The 19955-nt window shown below is 43.3% G+C and carries 18 protein-coding genes; 2 read left to right on the top strand and 16 right to left on the bottom strand.

Annotation, left to right across the window (positions count from 1 at the left end; all coding sequences use genetic code 11):
* The 4 genes from Q5866_RS19475 to Q5866_RS19460 form a co-directional block, all read right to left on the bottom strand.
* The coding region (locus Q5866_RS19475; RefSeq protein WP_303181995.1) for a RagB/SusD family nutrient uptake outer membrane protein at nucleotides 1–1287 on the bottom strand (1287 nt) is incomplete at its 3' end.
* Between the two features lie 12 nt (nucleotides 1288–1299).
* Nucleotides 1300–4953, bottom strand: coding sequence for a SusC/RagA family TonB-linked outer membrane protein (locus Q5866_RS19470; RefSeq protein ID WP_303181994.1), 3654 nt, complete (start codon nucleotides 4951–4953; stop codon nucleotides 1300–1302).
* A gap of 109 nt (nucleotides 4954–5062) precedes the next feature.
* Nucleotides 5063–6217: a FecR family protein gene (locus Q5866_RS19465; RefSeq protein WP_227217651.1), complete on the bottom strand. Its 1155-nt coding sequence runs from the start codon at nucleotides 6215–6217 to the stop codon at nucleotides 5063–5065.
* Nucleotides 6218–6745: 528 nt separating this feature from the next.
* Complete coding sequence (locus Q5866_RS19460; protein ID WP_292270584.1) at nucleotides 6746–7375, bottom strand: nitroreductase family protein; 630 nt, start codon at nucleotides 7373–7375, stop codon at nucleotides 6746–6748.
* 129 nt (nucleotides 7376–7504) lie between these two features.
* On the opposite strand from Q5866_RS19460, the gene Q5866_RS19455 reads away from it, so the two are divergent.
* Nucleotides 7505–8371, top strand: coding sequence for an AraC family transcriptional regulator (locus Q5866_RS19455; protein ID WP_292270582.1), 867 nt, complete (start codon nucleotides 7505–7507; stop codon nucleotides 8369–8371).
* Nucleotides 8372–8552: 181 nt separating this feature from the next.
* Here the strand turns inward: Q5866_RS19455 and Q5866_RS19450 are convergent, their stop codons facing one another.
* The 12 genes from Q5866_RS19450 to Q5866_RS19395 form a co-directional block, all read right to left on the bottom strand.
* Nucleotides 8553–9161 (bottom strand): sigma-70 family RNA polymerase sigma factor, encoded by a 609-nt coding sequence (locus Q5866_RS19450; RefSeq protein WP_292270580.1) that lies wholly within the window; start codon nucleotides 9159–9161, stop codon nucleotides 8553–8555.
* A gap of 57 nt (nucleotides 9162–9218) precedes the next feature.
* Nucleotides 9219–9821, bottom strand: a complete 603-nt coding sequence (locus Q5866_RS19445) for a rhomboid family intramembrane serine protease (protein ID WP_099290737.1) — start codon at nucleotides 9819–9821, stop codon at nucleotides 9219–9221.
* Nucleotides 9822–9830: 9 nt separating this feature from the next.
* Nucleotides 9831–10469, bottom strand: a complete 639-nt coding sequence (locus Q5866_RS19440) for a murein L,D-transpeptidase catalytic domain family protein (RefSeq protein ID WP_255469564.1) — start codon at nucleotides 10467–10469, stop codon at nucleotides 9831–9833.
* Between the two features lie 59 nt (nucleotides 10470–10528).
* On the bottom strand, nucleotides 10529–11449 hold the full coding sequence (locus tag Q5866_RS19435; protein ID WP_303181991.1) for a L,D-transpeptidase: 921 nt from the start codon (nucleotides 11447–11449) through the stop codon (nucleotides 10529–10531).
* A 131-nt stretch (nucleotides 11450–11580) separates the two neighbouring features.
* The gene (locus Q5866_RS19430; RefSeq protein ID WP_065218712.1) at nucleotides 11581–12036 is read right to left on the bottom strand and encodes an ATPase; all 456 of its coding nucleotides are present in this window, start codon (nucleotides 12034–12036) and stop codon (nucleotides 11581–11583) included.
* A 42-nt stretch (nucleotides 12037–12078) separates the two neighbouring features.
* Nucleotides 12079–13914, bottom strand: a complete 1836-nt coding sequence (locus Q5866_RS19425) for a V-type ATP synthase subunit I (RefSeq protein ID WP_186977057.1) — start codon at nucleotides 13912–13914, stop codon at nucleotides 12079–12081.
* 15 nt (nucleotides 13915–13929) lie between these two features.
* On the bottom strand, nucleotides 13930–14520 hold the full coding sequence (locus Q5866_RS19420; RefSeq protein WP_099290740.1) for a V-type ATP synthase subunit D: 591 nt from the start codon (nucleotides 14518–14520) through the stop codon (nucleotides 13930–13932).
* 39 nt (nucleotides 14521–14559) lie between these two features.
* Entirely contained in the window at nucleotides 14560–14934 is a 375-nt protein-coding gene (locus Q5866_RS19415; RefSeq protein ID WP_303181986.1) for a four helix bundle protein, read from the bottom strand.
* 47 nt (nucleotides 14935–14981) lie between these two features.
* Nucleotides 14982–16304: a V-type ATP synthase subunit B gene (locus Q5866_RS19410; RefSeq protein WP_186977061.1), complete on the bottom strand. Its 1323-nt coding sequence runs from the start codon at nucleotides 16302–16304 to the stop codon at nucleotides 14982–14984.
* 88 nt (nucleotides 16305–16392) lie between these two features.
* Nucleotides 16393–18153: a V-type ATP synthase subunit A gene (locus tag Q5866_RS19405; protein WP_099290742.1), complete on the bottom strand. Its 1761-nt coding sequence runs from the start codon at nucleotides 18151–18153 to the stop codon at nucleotides 16393–16395.
* A gap of 21 nt (nucleotides 18154–18174) precedes the next feature.
* On the bottom strand, nucleotides 18175–19002 hold the full coding sequence (locus Q5866_RS19400) for a DUF2764 family protein (protein WP_303181983.1): 828 nt from the start codon (nucleotides 19000–19002) through the stop codon (nucleotides 18175–18177).
* 34 nt (nucleotides 19003–19036) lie between these two features.
* Complete coding sequence (locus tag Q5866_RS19395; protein ID WP_303181981.1) at nucleotides 19037–19651, bottom strand: V-type ATP synthase subunit E family protein; 615 nt, start codon at nucleotides 19649–19651, stop codon at nucleotides 19037–19039.
* Nucleotides 19652–19723: 72 nt separating this feature from the next.
* Between Q5866_RS19395 and Q5866_RS19390 the strand changes: the two genes are divergently transcribed.
* The coding region (locus Q5866_RS19390) for a hypothetical protein (protein WP_303181979.1) at nucleotides 19724–19955 on the top strand (232 nt) is incomplete at its 3' end.

The raw sequence follows: 19955 nt of genomic DNA, 5'->3' as shown, positions 1-19955 counted from the left end.
CCGGCGACGTTCGTTTCTAATAAAGTCAATAAAATTCTCATCCCTATTGGCAATCATTTCCTCCTCAATAGCAGGCATTTGCCCTTGGACAAAACGATTTTCCCGTAATATATTCAACGTAGCCTTCGCTCCGGTTTCATCACCGGACATGGCTTGTGCCTCTGCTTTATTTAAATAGACCTCAGCCATTCGCAACAAAAACACATCCGAAACATAACCGTCCACATCCTGATCTCTCAATTTGATACAACGATAAAGTCCCGGGGTTTTATAACTCTCCAGCATGAAAGCTTGCCACCGCAAATCATTCTCATCATAACTATCCTGCAAATCATCCGAAACGACAGGACAAGGAAGGATAGCAGTATACCATTCACTATAATAGTGTTCGCGCATCACCAAATCCATTGAATAAGACCCTTGAGAAAAAATGGTTTCAGGAGAACCGGAACGAGTAAAACTGGTTCCCATTGTAAATGAACGCAAATCTTCCAAAGAATAAGTCGCCATCTTCAACACGGAATCACATTGAGCAATAACATCCTCCCATTTTTCCATATACAGATATACCCGACTCAAGAATAAACGGGCCGCAGCTTCGTTTGCCTGATACACCGTAGTTTGCTCAACACCTTTCAACAACGGAATTGCTTGTTGCAAATCTTCGACGATAGCGTCATACACTTCTGCAACGGTATTACGAGAAAAATATTTATCCTCTATATACTCTGTTAGTTTCAACGGAACACCTAATTCCGTGTCCGCAGTCGTCTTAGAATACGGTAATGCGTAGAAATTAACCAAGAAATAATAAAAACTTGCCCTCAAAAACAAAGCTTCCCCTTTGATCCGGTTACGCTCCTCCATAGGATCCTCTGTCATATCATCCACTTTCGGAATAACGACATTGGCGATAGCAATCCGCGAGTAAAGATCACTCCATGTTTCATCTTTATACGGAGTTCCGTTCTGATTGAACGGATTCTTATCCCAATGATAAAAACCTTCGATAGGCATAAATCCCCCGTATGCATCCGTCGCACTATTACGTTCCACGCAATCGTCATCCATTACATGTAACCACGGGAAAGTATGTTTCTCGCTTCCCGCTATTGATAACGATGTTTTTTTTGCGGTCCTTTTGATATAACAATTCCCGATCAATAATTCCTCCAAATCCGAGGTCGAAGCGGCATAAGCCAAATCTTGAGAATAATCCTCCAGAAAATCACTACAAGAAGTGAAGACCAACAAGCAAATAACCCAATATAATATTCTATTTTTCATAACTTCTCAACATTAGAATGTAATATTTAAACGGCAAGAATACGTCGGACGAATACTCATATTAATAGTCGGGGAGCTTCCCGATTGAGTTGCCGGGTCTTGTCCTTTCAATTTTTTATTACATAAGGTAAATAAATTCGTCCCCGTGAACTCGATGGAAGCAGATCTCAAATGCATTTTTTTGCACAGGTTTTCAGTAAACAAATACCGTAACGTCATGGATGACAAACGCAAATAATTACCACTTACGACACGAATATTTGAATTATCATACATTTCCCAAATATTACTACCAAAAGCGAAAGAATAATCTCTCCACCAAGGAGATAATGAATTCGTAAATTCGGTACCACCAACTATACCCGGAATATCTGTATACATTTCATCACCAGCCTTTTGCCAACGTTTCAAATATTCCCGACGTACATTCTGATGAGGCTGCGGGGCTAGAGTCCCATACGAACCACTCAAATTAGGATACAATTTCATTAAACGGATTTTAGAACCCAAACTGTAAGTAAAGTTAAATCCTAACACCAAACGTTTATAAGAAAGTTTATTATTGATACTTCCTTGAAGTACCGGGACACGACAACCGGAGTATTTCATGACAGTTTTGTACACTTCTTCTTTATCATCCATCGCAAGATATTTTTCTTTCACCTCGTCTAACTCTATATCATAAAACATCGGACGACCGTCATTCGGGTCTAACCCCTTGAATTTATAAGAATAGAAAGAATTCAACGAACGTCCGGGAATCTCCACGTTACCACTCAAATAATCGGCATAAGTAATCTCATCTCGGGTAACCTTGTCTTTATTATTTATTGCCCGATTCAGCAATTTATTCAATACCTGACCGATCTGAGGATCAATGCTCCAGCGAAAACCATCCGTTCCCCCTTGAGGATTGAAAGGTATAAAATTCAAAGACATTTCCCACCCTTGATTCTCTATCGTTCCGGAATTTACCGTGTAATTGGTTATACCATTGATCTCGGAAATCGTCTTACTCAAGAATGCATCCGTTGTTTTCTTGTAATAATAGGAAACCGTACCTTTAATCGCCGTATTCAAGAACGAGAAATCCAAGCCGACATTCAAAGAAGAAGTCTTTTCCCATTTCAAGTTCGGATTCGGAAAAGAATTAACCGTTGATTCATATTTATTCCCGAATTGATTATTCGGATCCCCTTTCTTGATAATCAGCTCCGGGGTTTGCGAATCCAACATATTTCCTTGGTAGCCGAAAGAAACACGCAAAGACAACAAATCCACCCAATTTACCGTTTTCAACACATCCTCTTTTGTATTCCAACGCCCGGCAATCGCCCAAATCGGTAAAAATTTGCTATTACTTTTGCTACCGAATTTATTGGAAGCATCACTTCTCGTGTTAAAAGTCAAAACATAACGATCACGATAGCTATAAGACAAAGTAAAATATCCCGACATCATATTTGTCAAAGAATTTGTCCGCTTTCCCCGGGCAAGTTCATCCGTGGCTAACCAAGTTCCATAAAGCGGATATTCATTAATATCCACAGGTGCAAAAATTTCTCCACGTCCCGGGATATAACAACGACGGGTTTGACGTAACCCTCTGTACCGGGTTGAAGAAAGCTCTCCTCCTATGGAAGCTGTAATCAAGTGTATATTCTCTGCATCAAGGAATTTATTGAAATCAGTTTGCAGTCTTACGGTATAAGACTTATTACGCGAAGTCAACTGATTCAACTCTCCTCCAAAAGGCATATAATTAGACTTTCCGCTTTCTTCAACCCGATCTCTTAACTCATTAGCATAGAATGTTTCCTCCCCCCTGTAAGTTTCTTCATTTGTATTACTATTCGAATAGGAGATTGTCAATCCCGCATTCAAGTAACTAGTAAACTTGTAATTTATAGAAGTATTAAACGTAAACCCGCTGGTTTCAATATCCCGAGAACTATTTCTCACCTCATTCAATATATTGAAAGGATAACGGAATGATCCATCTTCCTCTCCAATACGATCATAATAATACAAGGAACCATCCTCATTATAAGCCGGAATAGTACGGGCAGTATTGAAAGCATAATTCAAAACATCGATCTCTTCAGGCGTGTAACTTTTCTCATTTACATTAGCCTGCAAGGCGAAACGGGCTGAAAATTTATTATAGTTAGCAGTCACATTCAAATTCGTGGAATAACGTTTATTCTGTTCTCCCTTAAGCACCCCTTTTTCATCATTATATCCCAAAGAAGCATAATAACGTATATTATCGGTTCCTCCCGATAAACTTAAGGTATGATTATGCGAGAATGCATCACGACATAATAACTTAAACCAATCGGTATTCGTCGTTTCATAACGGCTCACCAAAGATTGGAACTCGTCAAAATCCATTTTACCATTCCAATAATCGGAAATTGCAGCCTCATAACCAACCCAAGCATTTAACCTAGTAAACATGACTCCTTTTTCAATCAGTTCGCGAGAAAAAGCCATTCGTTCTTCGGAATTCATCATATTTACTTCTCGGTCTCCATACCGGGGACGCAAAGACAAACTTCCGGTCATCGAATAAGAAACTGTCGGTGGTCCTATCTTACCCTTCTTCGTGGTAATCACGATCACACCATTAGCAGCACGCGTACCATACAATGCAGTCGCAGAAGCGTCCTTCAACACGTCGATTTGCTCAATATCATCCGGGTTCAAACCTGAAATAGCATTACCCAACAAATTCACGAAATCCAAATCATTAATCTGCGAGGGGTCAACATTCACCGGATCATGCAAAATGATACCATCCAATACCCAAAGCGGTTCACGAGATCCCAACACGGTAGAAGAACCCCGGATACGTAATTTCGGAGCTGCACCTACCTGACCGGAATTTTGCATGAAAATCATTCCCGGCACACGCCCTTCCAGCATCTTATCAATAGTCGAAATTCCGGCGACATTAATATCATCGGCTTTTAACGTGGTTACTGCACTCGTCAAATGACGTTTATCTATCTTCTGGTAACCAGTGATTACCACTTCCTCCATTTCTTCCACGTCCTCATCCATCACGATATCCAACTTCTTGCCCGGGGTATATTTCACCTCCTGCCTTTTCATTCCCACGAAAGAGAATATAAAAGTCACCGTATCCTGTGGCAACGTGATCTTAAAATTCCCGTTCACATCGGTAACCACCCCCACTGAGGTACCTTTAATTAACACGGTCACCCCCGGCAGAGGATTCTTTTGCCTATCCTTCACGGTACCGGAAATCGATTTACCTTCTTTCTTTTCAGGCTCATCTTTTTGCTTATTCACGATATAAATAATATCGTTCTCAAAGAAATAGCGCAACGAAGTATTTTTAAACACCTCATCCAATACCTCTTGTACTTTTCTGTTATCCGCTTTCACGTCGAAAGCTTTCAAGTTCTTTACATGCTCTTCATTGTAAATGAACCGTAATCCTGTTTGTTTCCATATTTCCTGGCACAGCGTGTTCACGTCGCATTTATGCAGGTCAAGGGAAACAACCTGTCCTTGCGAGTAACTGTTTGCCATTACCCCGGAAATAAAAAAGAAACAAAAAATCATCAACAGTCGCATAATTTTCAAAGTCTTTGATTTTTTAACGCTAAAAACAGCGTATTTCCAATTAGATTTCATAGATTTGTTGTTAAAGATTACACATAGTGAATAGGGATCCGCTTGCCAATGGACCTATTCATTTAACTTTTGAAAGGTGAAGATGGGGAAACATCTTCATCTTTTTTTATTACAACTTACTTATAAATACTGTATTTCCTTTCACTTTAAAGCGAGCGTCCGATATCTTCTCGAAAGAACGGAACAACTCCTGTACATCCTTATATCGTTTCAAATTACCGGATAAATGCACATCACGCAAACCTCCGTTTTGATAGAACACATCCAAACCGTACCATCTACTCAACTTATCCATAATCGAACCCAAAGATTCGTTCCGGAAGATAAAATCTCCGTCTTTCCATGCCACGTACGGCAGTACATCGACATCTTCGACCTTTATCCCATCTTTTGACTTATCAAATATACCTTTTTGATTTGGTTTTAACAACACCTCTTTTCCACCTTGATTCATACTCACGGAACCTGTCACAAGAACAGTCTCCACCCCATCATAGGTATTCACGTTAAATTCCGTACCATAGACTCTGACTGCCACATCATCTTCCATCTGTACGATAAAGGGCATCTCCTTATTCTTTGCCACATCGAAATATGCCTCTCCTTTCAAATAAACTACCCGCTGCTTTCCATTAAACCGTACCGGGTAAAGCAGTTCCGTTTCGGCATTCAACCACACCCGCGTTCCGTCTGACAATGTCAAATTAAACTCTCCCCCCCGTGGAATCAACAAACGATTCATCACTTTCTCCGCATCTTTTTCCAAAGTTTCATCCTCTCGAACAGCTTGATAAGAAATACTACCCGTTTCATTCACTCGCACCGAAGTTCCATCCCGTTCCTCCAATTGTCGGGTTTCCATTCCCATCTCTACCTTTTCACCCGAGGATAATACCAGTATTGCTTGAGGCTTTCCCGGTTGAATCGATATTTCCTGTGCCATTTGCACCGGAACTTCCGCCGTGCGCCAGAAAAGAACGCCTCCCACACTCAACGCTAAAACCAATACAGCCGCCACGCTATACCAAACACGTATATTCAAATTCTTTTTCAATTTCCGACGGAAAGTATTGAAATCCGGCTGTACCTCACGAGCATACACGCTCCACTCCAAAGCCAAGTGCACTCGCTGGAACTCCCTAAAATACTCCCGGTTACGCTCACTCTCGGCTAACCATATCTCCACGTCTTCACGAACGATTTCATCCGCTTCGTCCAAGAGATACAAGAGTAATTTTTCATCTATTTCGTTTTGCTCCATCATAGTCGTGATATTTTTCAACTATAATACAGTTCAAGAACAAAAATCATTGACTCGAAAATAAACTTTTTTCAAAGAAAAATAATTCACACGAGAATATACACTCGAAATCAATACATTACAAAAATCATTTTTCTCAAATATTTTCTTCTATTTCCTCCTCGACCGACAGAAATCGCCTTCCACAAATAAAGAGATAAGCAAGTAATTATCTATTTATCCCTTTTTACATTCTTAATATTTTCCTTTCAAAGACCTTCGGAAAGGTCTTTGAAAGGAGTTTGAAAGGAGTTTAAAAGGACTTTGTTCCCTATCTTCACCGGCACAACTCCCTGTTCTCTCCGGAAATTCATCATGCCCACCAAACTTTTGCATCGTATTTCTATTCTCATCATTTTCTATTTTCAAATTAACGATACAAAAATATCCTCCTCTCCTCTTGTCATCAACCCAATGACACAGACAGCCAAATAACTTTATGAACACCCCAAAATTTGACACTAACCTCATCTTATTCATAACGAATACTTACTACCAAACATTGCGATGTATTCTATCCTCGACGTTGATTTCCTTTTGCTTGCAAATATGTGCATTTTCAGCGGGATAACCGATGGCGAGGAAGCAGGTAAACTCGTATCCTTCGGGAGCATTGACAAATCGCTTCACGTGCTGCGGTTCATTACCGATAGGAATACGGAACGCACACGCCAGTCCTTCTGCCGTTGCCGCCAGCAAAATATTTTCAACTGCAGCCCAAGCGGAGGCAAAATAATTGAGCGAACTTTGGTCTGTCGGCTTGCATAGAGGGTAATCCTTCTGCCGGAAAAACGGCAGGACGAGGCAATCACTTTGTATAAGCATTCGTTGCTGTTTGGGTAGGGCATCGACAAACATCGCGTGTTCATCCTCATCCATTACATTTGCCGCCGCTTCCAATCCCGTCTGCTGAATACGTTGGGTATTTTCCACCACCGGCGACACGAGCCGGGCAATATTTTCTGGTCCTCTTACAACGACGAACTCGAACTGGCGCAAATGGTCGTTAGTAGGAGCCTTGAAAGCTGCCGACAAAATCTTTTCCAACACTTCATTCGAAACTTCCTTATCAGAAAAATCTCGGATAGTTCTTCTTCTTTCTAATACCTGATAAAAATCCATAACGATATGTTTTAAGTTACATTTATTGTTTTTCAATGACAAAATTACACCGCTTTATTGTTGCATATTTGTCATATTATCTCGTATATTTGTTGAATATTTGCAATAAAAAAAATTAAACCTTCTTTTATGGAAGATTCCGTCATTCCTTACGAATTACCCGATGTGGAGAATCACTCGTTTTTCTTCATAGACCAACGAGTCGAAATAAATATCGAAGCAAAACTACATCAGCACGATGCATGGGAATTGTACTACGTCGTTCACGGGCAAGGCAACCGGATGGCAGGCGATACGCTACAGCCCTTTGCGGCGGGCGACGTGGCATTAATCCCCCCGTCTATGCTTCACCGTTGGGAATACGCGCCAAATTCAGCGGACGATGACGGGTGTATACGCTATCTGATGGTAGCTTTCAGCCATTCGCTAGTGGAGCGTTGCATAGAAGTATTCCCGGAATTACGGAATCGACTGGCAGGCATCACGTTTCCGACCGATGCTCTAAAATTCGGCCCTGAAAGCTCCCGCATCATACGCGAAATATTATCTGAAATGAACGATATGGACGAGTTGGGACGCTTAAGCGAGATGATGCGCTTGTTACCCATCATTTTTACCACATCTGACCACACGTTCGCGGGCAAACCAATGCGCATCGAGCGGGACGTGCGGCGGATGCAACAAATCTGCACCTACGTGATGGCACACTATGTCCATGCTATTTCTTTGGATGACATTGCCACGGAAGTGGGGATGAACCGTTCGGCATTTTGTTCCTACTTCAAACGATGCAAAGGGATGACTTTTTCGCAATTCGTTACTCAATACCGTTTAAATACCGCCTGCGAACTACTGAAGCACTCGCGAAAGCAAGTATCGGAAATATGCTACACCGTAGGATTTAACGATGTCCCGCATTTTAATCGTATCTTCAAGAAAATAAAGCACATATCTCCGAAAGAGTATAGGAATAATCATTCAGACCAAATAATTTAGAAGATTTATTTATAAACACTATCCGTTGTAATCCCATGCATATCCCGTGGAGAATAGGGATTATTCTCAGTACAAAGCCGGTGTAAAGCCGCTCGGGAACATCTTTATACCGGCTAAACACCTTGTATAATAAGACATTAACACGGAAATTCAATAAGATATCCACGTGTCTTCCATGCTATTACCTACTATTAAGATATGGAACTCCCGTGATTTCCAATAATCTTTTTTCAAGAAAAAATAAATACACCGCAATATCACCCTCTTTTTCAGTTGTTTGCCTGAGCTTTTTTAACGCTTTTACCAGAAGAGAATTTACTGTCGAAACCGAAATTCCCAATTCATCCGCCACCTCTTTATATTTCATTCCCTTCAAATACACGCTTCGAATAATCTCTTGTGTTCTGGGCGGCAACTTCCCGATTTCCGTTTCCACCCGCCGGAAAACCTCGTCCTCGAAACTATCATATTCTTCCCAAGGACTCTCGTAACGTGCCACGTCACAAGCCCGCCTTAACGGATCTATTCTATCGAGCTGGTTCAAAGCCAAGTTACGCACGGAAGTAAACAAATATGATTTCAGTGTATCAGGCTGTAACTTATCCGCAAACGACTTCTCCCACAATTTAACGAAAAAATCCTGTACCACATCCTCCGAACGCTGAGTATCGTGCAAAAAAGTAGCTGCCCAAACCACTAGCGGCTTGTAGTATTCTTTAAAGAGAAGCTCCATTCCACCTATCTTCCGCTCTTTCAGCAACTCGCAAATCTCTTGGTCACTCACTCGCATATCCCATTTTTTGCACTTGAGTTACAAATATAGAGAATTTTATTCTCTAAAAACGGATTAGTGCCTTAAAAGTTGCTGTATAAATATCTGCAATAACCCGGGTTCCAGTAATATCGGGAAAATAAAACCATACACCGCCCCGTAGAAATGGGCATTGTGATTGATATTATCCCCGCCCCGCTTCGCCATGTACTGGCAATACCATAAATAAACGAAACCGAACACGATACCGGGAATAGGAATCGCGGCGAATAAATAAATCTTATCCCAAGGATTCAAGAATATGGCGGTAAACAACACTGCCGATACCGCCCCCGAAGCCCCGATAGAAGTATAATATCGATTATCCCGGTATTTCCACAAATCATATAGAGAAGCCGCTATCATTCCACCGAAGTACAGGAGTAAAAAACTCCCCCCGCTAAAGCCCAAATACCCGAAAGCACTCTCCACGTACTGACCGAAAGAAAGAAACGTGAACATATTCACGAACAAATGCACCCAATCCGCGTGTACAAACCCGTGAGAAATAATACGGTACCACTCCTTAGAGTGTATCATACGGTAAGGCGAATATGACAGCTTGTTAAATAACGAATCATTGCTAAAACAAGCTATTGATACCACCACCGTGACAATAAGTATAGCGTAAGTTATCATATCCAATATTTAAAAAATTTTCCTATCCGTATCCCCGGCAAAAGCGGTTCGCTCGGCATAAGTCTTGTCATCCCCATGAATATATAAAAGAGTTCCACCCTTTATCGTGTCAATAATCTTTTTACACACCGTCAGCGGTAAAGCCGGACATCCCAAGCTGCGTCCCAATCGACCGCACGACCGAATAGTGGACGGATCAGCATAGGCAGCCCCATGCATCACTATAGCCCGTTCTTTCGCGTTATCATTTATTCCTTTTTCCAATCCGTCAAGAATCAAGGAATACCCGTTCTTCCCGTAATAAGTATTTTCCGTCCGATAGAAACCCAACGAACTCTTGTAAGAACCCTCTTTATTGGAAAATGAAGTAGCGTACTTTTCCCCGCTGTTTCTCCCGTGCGACACGTATGACACGTAGAGTAACTTCTTCAATTTCAGATTAACCACGTACAAACGCTTCTCGGTAGAAGGTTTCGAGAAATCAATCAAAGTGAGAATATCCTTCGCCAATGAATCCGTTTGATTATACCCGGCAATCGCTCGTTCAAAAAGAGCATAATCCACGATACCCTCCAAACCGATCTCGTGATAAAGCGTTTTGCTATTCACGGGCAAATGCCTTTCAGCCGCAACACCCGGTTGCGCCATCCAACAAATAATCCCGACAAAAAAAAGCGTCAAAAATACACGCATAACTATCATTTACATTAATCAAACACGATCACCAATGTCTTCTCCACCTCTGCCCAATCATACATGAACTTGGCATGTGACGTGGCATTTCTCACGCACATGTGCGACCTTGGCGTTGTCCCGAGCGACCAACTGAACTCTATCAACTCGTTGTGAGGGTAATTCACCGGTACCCCGTGTAAATAAGCTCCCCCTGTAAACCGGATAGCGTATGGTGCAAACCCTCCTTCTTCCGCCGACCCGTCCTTCAAGAACAACATCTCCGACAATTTCTTTTGAATGAAATAAATTCCCGGGGGTGTCGGCTGTTGATAAGGCGGTCTGTTAGCTCCCGTTGTAATCGGATTCATACTCCGCACCAACCACGTGGTTCCATCCTGTTCCAAAGTTGCTATGTTCTGGTTCGTTCGGTCAACAAATATAACTTTTTTAATTGAAAGAGGACCTATCAGCTTCATGTATTTTTTAGGCACGTGCCACACGCCACCAAAAGTAGCCGGGATAATCTGGAAATAATCGGCACTATCGCTGATCACGGAAACGTAAGCCCCGTCCCGACCGTAACGGAATGGAACTTTCACGTTACCTAAGCTGTACAAAGGAATTCCTTGATAACGATTTACCCCGAACGTATCCCTAATCTGCTTGTATTTATTAGTCATATATTTTTCTGTCAAAGGGGCTTCACCATTCTGATTTTTATAATTCCTTAACACGCCATACCCGTCATTCCGCTCTTGAAACGTCACGAGTGAATCCAAAAATGCCGAAATCTTATCCCACTGGAAACGTCGCTCCTGCTTCCCGTATTTATACGTGTCCGACAAAGTATGCCGGTCATACAACAACTTCTTCTTTATCTCGACGGCATGCGTTTCTACTCCCAACCACATGAAAAGTAGAATCAAGCCGTAACGTTTTATCCGAATCATCATTATTCAACATTTATATTTCAATAATGATGATACGTTAAAAAATCACATTTTGTTATCATGAAATAATAAAACGGGGACTTCGAGTGTAAGTCCCCGTTTTTCAGATATAATTAAAATCTATACTTTGATACTTATGCAGGAATCAACCCCGTGATCAAGATCAACACCAACAATCCCAAGATAGCGTACAACTCCGGGAACACGGCCAACACCATAGTAGTACCGAATACATTGTAACCGCTACCGATAGCCACGATACCGTTGGCACATACTTGAGCCTGACGGATTGCAGAGAAGAAGGCCACCAAACCAAGACCCAACCCGGCACCGAAAATAGCAGAAGCAGGTCCCCAACCCATATCCACGTTCGTCAAGAAGCTACTCAACAGGAAGTATCCCACGAATCCGTACAAACCTTGTGAAGAAGGTAAGGCGGACAAACCGATATACTGACCGGAAGCGGTCGGATTTTTCTTCAACGCCCCCACGGCTGCATTACCGCAAATAGTAACCCCGTAAGCACTACCGATACCTGATAATGCCACCATCAACGCAATACCTAAATAAGCTAATAAAATTGGTTCCATAATTCTAATCTATTTAATTTGTTATTTTTATAATCTTTGTTTTTAATCATTTACTTTTTTTCTGAACGGCTCGTATTGCTTACCGCCACCTTCAAATCCGGCATTCTTGTAGAACTCCACGAAAGTCAAACGCATCGGGTGCACGAACGAACTGATCATACACAAACCGAAATTTATCGAGTGACCAATAATCAAGATCAGAAATACCGCAATAAATTTTACAACGGCAGGTAGACCGTCCGTGAGTTGGAATGCCAACGTGTTGAACACTCCTCCCAAAATACTACCCGTCAACCCGATAGCGAAAAGACGGATATAGGAAAGCGTGTCCCCCAGCAATCCGGTAGCCATGTTGTACGTTCCCCACAACCCGGAGCCGAAATTCGTGAAAACTCCCTTTCCCGGAGAGTTGTAGAAGTAGATCGTGAGCGCACAGAGTCCCAAAAGCACGTACAACACGTACTTCAAAACCTCCGGAATCACCACCTTCAACATCGGCAACCCGATCAACACTCCCAACAAGATAATTGCACCGACCCAACCTAACGTGGAAACCGCGTACTTAAACCCGAATTGTTTCGTCAACCGAGCGGCATTCAAACACATTCCGTAAAGAATCTGAATAATACCCACGGCAACAGCGATAATCATCATCGGATTATAACCTCCCAAATATTTACCATAGTTCGCTTCTGTCAGGAACAACGATTTCACACCGGCAAGCCAAGGCCATTCCACGCTATCCAGAGCGATACCGAAGAACGAACCCGTTAATAACCCGACAACAACCGTCATGAGTCCCAGATACTGCCCCAACACGAGGTATCCTTTTATCGCGGGAGAAGCCTTTCGCCCGATGATAAAGCACACCAACCAGATAATCAACCCGTATCCGCCATCTCCCATACACATTCCGAAGAACAGCATAAAAAACGGAGCAAGGAAGGGGGTCAAATCCAATTCCTTGTATTGCGGCAAAGCAAACATCTTCGTTACCGGCTCAAATAATCTTGAATAGGCGCTATTCTTCAACTGCACGGGAACATCATCCTCGGGTGTAGGTCTGGTAAACTCGAAATACACATCCTTCGTTTCGAGGAAACTTCTCATCTCTGCTTCCTTCTCGACGGGAATCCATCCTTCCAATGCAATCACCTTTTCGTCCACGAACGTCTGCACGGCATCCTCCACTTTCAATTTATCCGCCATCTCCGTGATCTGTAAACGATACTTCTTCAAGCGTGCAATCGCATCTTGGGAAATCGCATCCAACTCTTCGCCGATCTTTACCGATTCCTCCCGTAGCCCTTTGATCTGTTTTTTTAACTCATCTTGGGTTGCTTGAGGGAATATATAGGGATCCGCTTCCAATTCCACCTTCATTCCGGCGGGAGTAACCGTGACAAAATACTTTTGCCCCATCATCTCGCTAATGACAACAGCATCATACGTCGCTTCCCATTCCGGTTGAAACTTCTGTTCCGCCACGGAAAAGAAATGAAATTCCCACCCAGCGGCTTCCAACTTCTGAATCTTCTCCCGAGAGAACTGTCCCCACGGACGATAAGCGGCATAGTCTTTCTCCAACCCGACCAATTGCTGGTCGATTTGTTCCTGTCTGTTATACAAACCTTCCAGATATTCCAGCAAATGCTCGTCGTCAGCCTTTACCTTCTCGATCTGCTCCACATCGTTCCGACTCTGCATATGCGTGATCATCTCTCCGGCACGTTTAATCAACATCAACTTAGCCTGAAGATCCGTATCTTCTGCCGATCGTTCCGTATTCTCGTGAATATGAACCATTCCCTTTTCCCGGAGCTCCCCGAGAAACGTCTGATATTCCTTGTAAAATATCAACAGGGATAATTTCATCATAGGTACTATCATAGACTATTCCTCCATCAATTTACGGGTTTTCACGATCTTCTGCGACGACTTGGACAGATTTTCCTCGTCCTCAAGGAAACGCTTAATCTTACGAATAGCTTCCTGATAACCCGGTATCTGCACCTTCTCGTACAAGTTCACCTTTTGGGTGGTCTTCTTTCTCGCCTTATCGAGCAACTCCATTTTTCTCGCGAAAAACTCTCTCTCCAAAGCGATACTCACCACTTTCTTGATGTATTCAACTCCGTCAAGGAGCCATCCCGGTTGGTTGAACAAGCTGAAATCCTTCACCTCGTAGTCCACCCCGTCCAGAACGGGCGTCTTCACCCCGGCAATCTTCTTCACCGACATCCTTACATCCTTCACGACGAGAATATCTTCCTTGTACTCGTCATAAAGTTGCAGCATATCGTTGAGCGAATTCAGCGTCTCCTCCAACTTCACACTAAACTCATCCGCCACCTGTTTCGCTTTCTTCACCTCCGACCGCAAAGCCGACTCCTTGTTTTTGATGGTAGGCAATGCCCGTACTCTCATCTTCAACTGCTTATCCAGCCCCTGAAGCGAAGTTTTATTATATTGAAACTTTATCACCTTACCAGTTTTTTAATTTTAGATTTTAAATTTTAGATTTTAAATTTCAGACTGCTTAGATTTTAAATTTTTACTTACAGTATTAATCGAAGCTACTATCATAGCCAAGATTTCCCTTGCTTCTTTTCTCAAAGGAGCGATCGGTTCCACTTTAGCCAAGCCAGATTCCTCAATAATTTCCAACCAATAAATTGTTTCATCACATTCCTCTTCAACAATTTTCATTTTATGGATAAAATCCTTATCCGATTTCGCTCGACATACTGCCCGATAATTAGCACCAACCGACAAAGCGCAACGAAGAATCTGATTTATAATCACTCGTGAAGCATTATTCTGTGGAAGTACTTCCACGAAACGAATTACCCCTAAACCTAACTTCTTCGTCTTATTTTGAAACTCAGCGCTATTCATCACTCAATTTAAAATCTAAAATCTAAAATTTAAAATCAAGAAAATTTTCATTCTGAAAATTTTCCGAATTGTTCGATAATCTCCGCCTTAATTCCCAATTCCGCCTTGTTAAAGTATTTCCGGAACAGCTCCCACGCTGTATCCAGCATCTGCTCGACACTGATGTTTACGTCAATGGCAAGTAGGTTGTTCGAATACTCTTTCGCGAAATCAAGGGTACGGCGGTCATAGTCCGTCAGGTCAAAACCGTTCTCCATCTTCGTGCGGGCATTGGCTGCATCGGCATACAGACGGATGGCGGCATTCATCACTTGCGGGTGATCCTTACGGGTTTTCTTACCGATCACGAGCTGTTTCAAACGAGACAAACTTCGGAACGGATCAACGATAACCTTACCGATCTCCGAATCCTTACGCAAGAATAACTGTCCCTCGGTAATGTACCCCGTGTTATCCGGAATAGCGTGTGTAATATCACCACCGGACAACGTGGTCACGGCAATAATCGTGATAGAACCTCCGGCAGGGAACTGCACCGCTTTCTCGTAAATCTTCGCCAAATCCGAGTATAGAGAACCCGGCATGGAATCCTTCGACGGGATTTGATCCATACGGTTAGACACGATACTCAAAGCATCGGCGTACAACGTCATATCCGTCAACAACACCAATACCTTCTCGTTCTTCTCCACGGCGAAATACTCGGCAGCCGTCAATGCCATATCCGGAACCAACAAACGCTCCACCGGGGGAGCCTCCGTCGTATTCACGAAACTGACAATACGGTCAAGCACTCCGGCATTATCGAACAAATTCTTGAAATACAGATAGTCGTCATTCGTCAATCCCATACCTCCCAAGATAATACGATCCGTCTGGGCTCTCAATGCCACGTTCGCCATTACTTGGTTATACGGTTGATCCGGATCGGCAAAGAACGGAATTTTCTGTCCGGACACCAACGTGTTGTTCAAATCGATACCCGCGATACCCGTTGCAATCAATTCCGACGGTTGTTTACGTCGAACCGGGTTCACGGAAGGACCTCCAATCTCTCGTTCCTCCCCGTCAACTGCCGGTCCCCCGTCAATCGGGTCGCCGAAAGCATTGAAGAAACGTCCGCACAAATCATCTCCAACCCTTAAAGTCGGAGCCTTCCCCAAGAATGTCACTTCTGCATTCGTCGGGATACCCTCCGTTCCGGAGAACACCTGAAGGGTTATATCATTACCCCAAATCTTCACGACCTGTGCCAACCGCCCGTCTACAATAGCCAATTCGTCATTTCCGACGCCTTGAGCATTCAACGTACACGTTGCCTTCGTGATCTGGGTAATCTTTGTATAAACTTTTTGAAAAGCAGTCGTCATACCTATTTTAGATTTTTGATTTCAGATTTTTGATTTAATGTTCTTGCCAAAGCAACGAATCATAAATCGTAAATCATAAATCATAAATTTATTTCTTTTTTCTCTCGTCAATAATCCCCTTCACCTCAGCCTCATACTTCTTGAAGGCATCGGATTGGAATTCTGAATAGTTCATCTGCTTGAATCCATTAATGATCCGTTTAAAGTAAGGATTAACCTCCTCGAACGTGTCAAAATTAAACTCGGAGCGAACCACGCCCAACACCATTTCCAACATATACTTCTGGCGTTCCATTGAAGTAGAGCCGTCAATGTTGTCAAAAGCATCCTGCTGCAAGATCACGAAGTCAATCAACTCGGATTTCCAGTATACCACGTGATATTCCAATGGCACACCGTCATCTCCCAAAATGTCGATCTGTTCGGCAGTCTCCCGTCCCCGTACCAATATATTACGGGCCTCATTCACTCCGTCGATCCACGTGTCGGAAATATTCTTCTTGGCAAACTCCACGAACTCCGGGTATTCCAGATACTTGGAATAAGACTCCAACGTATCGATAGCCGGGTAACGTTTAGCATCGGCACGAGCCTGCGACAGAGCATAGAAACAACGAGCCACCTTCTTCGTGGACTCCGTCACCGGCTCTTTCAAGTTACCACCGGCGGGCGACACCGTACCGATAAAGGTCACGGAACCCGTCTTACCGTTATTCAAGTACACCATCCCGGCACGAGCGTAGAAGTTAGAAATAATTGCAGACAAGTCCATCGGGAAAGCATCCTGTCCCGGCAACTCCTCCATACGGTTGGACATCTCACGCAAAGCCTGTGCCCAACGGGAAGTAGAGTCGGCAAGCAACAACACCTTCATACCCATGGAACGGTAATACTCCCCGATCGTCATTGCCGTGTAAACAGAAGCCTCACGGGCAGCAACGGGCATATTCGAGGTATTAGCGATAATTGTCGTTCTCTCGTACAACTTACGACCGGAACGGGGGTCTTCCAGTTCGGGGAACTCCGTGAAGATTTCCACCACCTCGTTCGCACGCTCGCCACAGGCAGCCATGATAATAATATCGGCATCGGCAAAACGCGAAAGAGCATGCTGTAACACGGTCTTTCCCGTACCGAACGGACCGGGAATAAATCCGGTACCACCCTCCAGAATCGGGTTCATCGTGTCGATAACACGTACTCCCGTCTCCATCTGACGTGACGGACGCGGCTTGTCCACGTAATTACGGATAGCCACCTTCACCGGCCATTTTTGTATCATACTCACGGGCACCTCTTTGCCAGCCTCGTCTTTCAACACAGCTATCGTGTCCATGATCGTGTACTCCCCCGCACCCACGATAGATGCCACGGTAAACTCGCCCTTCAGTTTGAAAGGCACCATTATCTTGTGATCCAACCAGTTCTCTTTCACGTTACCCAACCAGTCGGCAGCCTTCACCTTATCACCGACTTTTGCCAGTGGGGTAAAACTCCATTTCTTATCTGCCTCCAACGGGTTCGTGTACTCACCACGTTTCAAGAATACCCCGGTCATCTTGTCCAAATCGTTCTGAAGACCGTCAAAATTCTTGGATAGCAAGCCCGGTCCCAATGTTACCTCCAACATGTGGTCCTCGAACTCCACTAAAGAACCGGGCTTCAATCCCCGGGTACTTTCAAAAACCTGCACATAAGCAATATCCCCAACCACCTTGATGACCTCCGCCATTAACCGCTCGTCCCCGAGCCGGATAAAACAGATCTCGTTCTGGGATACCGGTCCCTCGGTGCGCACAAGTACAAGATTGGAAATAATACTATGAACTTTTCCTTGTGTTTTATTCATCTCTCAATTTTAAATTTTAAATCACTTAAATTCTTCCGCGAACTCAAAACTCCGTCTAAACTTATCGACTACCTCCATGAATACCTTTCGTCCCGACTCGGAGCTCATCTTGCTCCACCTCTCGACGATCATCAGCTCAAGCATAAAACTCAAAACCTTTTCCATGGAAAAATACTCGTACACCACGGCTTCCTCGATGTAATCCCAGTGAAGCAAATCCAAACCCCGTTCCCGTTCCACGAGATTAGGGTTATTCATCAGCGACATCACCTTCTCCGCGTAAGGATATTCCATACCCAAACCGAAATCTTTCGAGTTCGAAGTCCTCAGCGCCTTGGAAATCGCATTATTACCAATAATCTCCGGGGCAACTTCCTTACCGTATTTCCGACAAGTAAAAGCGACTACCAAATTCTTAATATTCATCGAGAATTCCGCATACTTTCTGACAAACTTGTTTCCACAATTCATCATATAATCGTAATACATCCAACTCAACACATTCTCGGGCGAAGTCTCGTATTTAAGATGTTCCCCTTTGAAATCGGCAATAAATTGATTCAGGTAAGCAGGTAAAGAATTTTTGGGTTCGGCTATTTCGTCTTCCAACTGTTGCAACGGATATACTGTTTCAAGGGCGGTATCAGGTTCCATTTTATTCAGCAAACGAAGGACTTGCTTGTTATCGGCAGGAAGGAAGAAAAGATTCATCAACTTCACGTCCTCCTTCTTCAAAGCCCCTTGCGCCAACTCCCGGAACCCGTTCACGGACAACGACAATTTCCGATCGTCCAGAAAGACCTCCGGTAAACCCGCGATTAAACAGTAGTAATTATTCTTTAATATCATCCTTTTCAAATTTTAGATACTAAAAATCCAATATCTATTTATTTTCTTCAAAAAGGAGCTTCTTCGTAAAGCCTTTGATATATTGGTTAAAGAAAGCCTCGAACAATTTCTCCGAGAACGCTATCTGGAACCCTCCGTCTTTTGGTTGGATCACGAATCCTTCGTCCAAGTTACCCACGTTCACCGTGAGCCCTTTATCCAGCAAATCCTTATATTTTGCCGTTACAAATGACTCGAATTTATCTTTCTCGTCAGCAGAAAGAAGTACTTCCATATCCAAATTCCCCCCGGCAACATCCCACTTCTTCACGATTGCCATAACCAACTCTTGGATAAAAGGCTTTTCCTCGAATCCGACCTTGGCAACCTCTCCCGCTACTTCTCCGGCAACAAGATTAGTAATTGCCTGTTTCAATGCCGTGATCGCTTGACGGGCACTCAACGTCATTTCAGACTCCGCCTTCTTCTTCAAGTTTGCCACATCGGTTTCAGCATCGGCATTCATCTGCTCCGCCTTTGCCTTTGCCTCGGCAACAATCTTTTCGGCCTCTTGCTTCGCTTGGTTGATGATATTCTCCGCCTCCCGGCGAGCTTTATCAACCCCCTCATCATAAAGCTTCTTGGTCAAAATATCTAATTTATTCTCCATAGTAAAAAACGTATTATATATATTAATTTATTCTTCTTTTATCCAGATAATCAGAACTCAATAAACGTGCCAGTGTTCCAGAAAAACGGCGTCAAGATATTAAAAAACCTTCACAAAAACAAATATTTTCTCATATTCCCAGGGCGAACGCATCAAAAGGCTTTTCGCCCGGTTCATAAAGTTGAGCTTTCAGCTCATAAAGTTTATAAAGTTCATAAAGTAACGGGCGTCCTTCGGACAAGGTTTACCGGCAGCTATGCTGCCGTGGACAAAGCGCCCGCTAGGGTCCATAAACCTTATGAAC

Source organism: uncultured Butyricimonas sp. (assembly GCF_959596855.1).
Taxonomy (GTDB): Bacteria; Bacteroidota; Bacteroidia; order Bacteroidales; family Marinifilaceae; genus Butyricimonas; species Butyricimonas muris.
The sequence above is the reverse complement of the archived record's forward strand: the minus strand, read 5'-3'. Positions and strand labels throughout refer to the sequence as shown.